The organism is Caulobacter sp. D5, from assembly GCF_003185805.1.
Taxonomy (GTDB): Bacteria; Pseudomonadota; Alphaproteobacteria; order Caulobacterales; family Caulobacteraceae; genus Caulobacter.
The window spans coordinates 1-2,227 of the sequence record NZ_QHJY01000574.1; the positions used below are offsets into that span (position 1 = coordinate 1).

Genomic DNA, 2,227 nt, shown 5'->3' on the forward strand with positions numbered 1-2,227 from the left:
CTGGGCTGGGGCGACGTCAAGCTGGCCGCCGCCCTGGCCCTGTGGCTGGGCGCGGCCGCTCCCTGGGGGCTTGTCCTGGCCAGCCTGCTGGGTCTCGTTCATCTGGCCGTGCTGCGACCGGCCGACGGCCGCCTGCCGTTCGGACCGGCCCTGGCGGCCGGCGGCTGGGTCGTGGGCCTGGCGCTGCAGGCCGGCTGGCTGGACGGGGTGGTTCCATGAGCGGCCTCAACCAGCACAAGCGCGCCCAGCTGGTCGACGACCTGCTGGCCCGCGGGTTGGTCGACGCCGCCGCCGTGGCCCGGGCCGAACTGGTCGCCGTCCGCACCCGCCAGCCCGTCGAACAGGTGCTGAGCCAGCTGGGCGCCCTGTCCGACGACGACCTGGCGACCGCCTACGCCGCCGCCGCCGACTGCGCCCTGTGGTCGCCGCAGGACGTTCCGCCGGCGCTGGAGATCTCGACCGTCGGCGTCGACGTCGACTTCCTGCGGCGCGGCCGCCTGCTGCCGCTGGCGATCGAGGACGAGGTCCTGCTGTGCGCCGCCTGCGACCCGCTGGACGACGAGGCCGTGGCCGGGCTGGTGTTCGCCGCCCGCCGCCCGGTGCGCGTGCTGGCCGCCCGTCCCGGCGACTGGCGCAAGGCCTTCGACGACTGGTTCGGCGCCGAGGGCGACGCGCCCGAGACGCTGGACGAGCGCCGCCTGGAGCGCGAGATCGACCAGGTCTCCGACCTCGTCGCCGAGAGCGGCGGCGCCCGGCTGGTGGCCGAGGTGTTCGAGGAGGCCGTGGCCCTGGGCGCCTCGGACATCCATTTCGAGCCGCGCCGGCATGACCTGCGCGTCCGCCTGCGGGTGGACGGCCGCATGATCGAGCATCGGGTCGTCGGCGCCGACCTGGCCGCGCCGGCCGTGTCGCGCATCAAGGTCGTGGCCAACCTCAATCTCGGCGAGCGCCGCCTGCCGCAGGACGGCCGCACCTCGTTCGTCATCGGCGGCAAGGCGGTCGACGTGCGGGTGGCGACCTCGCCCACCGTGTTCGGCGAAGGGGCCGTGCTGCGGATCCTCGACCGCACGGCCGTGCCGCTGGACCTGGAGAGCCTGGGGCTGGGCCCGGGCGCGACCGACGTGCTGCGCCGCGCCAGCCGCACGCCCCACGGCATCTTCCTGGTCACCGGGCCGACCGGCAGCGGCAAGACCACCACGCTCTACGCCCTGCTGGAAACCTTCGTCGGCTCGCCCAAGAAGGTGCTGAGCGTCGAGGATCCGGTCGAATACCACTTCGATCACGTCTCCCAGACCCAGGTCGCGCCGAACCTGGGCCTGACTTTCGCCGCGGCCCTGCGGTCGTTCCTGCGCCAGGATCCGGACGTCATCCTGGTCGGCGAAATCCGCGATCCCGAAACGGCTGCGGTGGCCATCCAGGCGGCCATGACCGGTCACCTGGTGCTGGCTTCGGTGCACGCCAACGACACCCTGGCCGTCGCGCCGCGCCTCCTGGACATGGGCGTGGAGCCCTACCAGCTGGCCGCGGCCTTCAGGGGTTCGGTGGCCCAGCGCCTGGTGCGGCGCCTGTGCCCGCATTGCCGCGAACCGGGCGAGCCGACCGAGGCCGAGATCGTCTTCGCTCGCCGCGCGACGGGGCGCGCGCCGGCTCGGGTGTTCCGCCCGGGCGGCTGCCCGGCTTGCAAGGGCTCGGGGTTCCGGGGCCGCTCGCCGATCGCCGAGGCCTTCCTGGCCGACGACAACGTGCTGCGGGCGATCGCCGACCGCGCGCCGGCGCCCGATCTGGCGCGACTGGCGGCGCAGGTGGGGCTGGTCGGCATGGCCGCCGACGGGCTGGCCCAGGCCGAGGCCGGGATCACCACCATCGAAGAGGTGATGGGGGCGGTCGATGGCTGAGGGGGCGACCTTCGCCTATGTCGCCGTCTCCGAGACCGGCAAGCGCGTGCGCGGGGTCATCGCCGCGCCCGACGATCGCGCCGCCTTCGAGCGTCTGCGCCGCCAGGGGCTTTCGCCCTTGAGCCTGAAGCCGGCCGGGGCGGGCGGCGGCGAGCGGCGGCGGGTCGGGCTTTCGGATCGCGAGGGGGCCGAGACCCTGGTCAGCATCGCCGACCTCCTGGGCGCGGGCGCCGACATGCGCTCGGCCCTGAACGTGCTGTCGGGGCGGGACGATCGCTCGCGGGTCGGTCACGCCTGCCGGCGGCTGCACGAGCGGATCAGCGCCGGCGAGC

General features: G+C 74.8%; 2 protein-coding genes and 1 pseudogene. All 3 read left to right on the forward strand.

Annotation, left to right across the window (positions count from 1 at the left end; all coding sequences use genetic code 11):
• Positions 1-219: pseudogene (locus tag DMC18_RS26435) on the forward strand (prepilin peptidase); the annotation flags it as partial.
• Positions 216-1,895: a GspE/PulE family protein gene (locus DMC18_RS25405; protein WP_110133435.1), complete on the forward strand. Its 1,680-nt coding sequence runs from the start codon at positions 216-218 to the stop codon at positions 1,893-1,895. The pseudogene DMC18_RS26435 and the gene DMC18_RS25405, both read left to right, overlap by 4 nt.
• The coding region (locus DMC18_RS25410; RefSeq protein WP_370444636.1) for a hypothetical protein at positions 1,888-2,227 on the forward strand (340 nt) is incomplete at its 3' end. The genes DMC18_RS25405 and DMC18_RS25410, both read left to right, overlap by 8 nt.

Excerpts from the sequence above, each read along its gene's own strand:
- DMC18_RS25405 (WP_110133435.1), top strand. The coding sequence starts at position 216 with ATGAGCGGCCTCAACCAGCACAAGCGCGCCCAGCTGGTCGACGACCTG.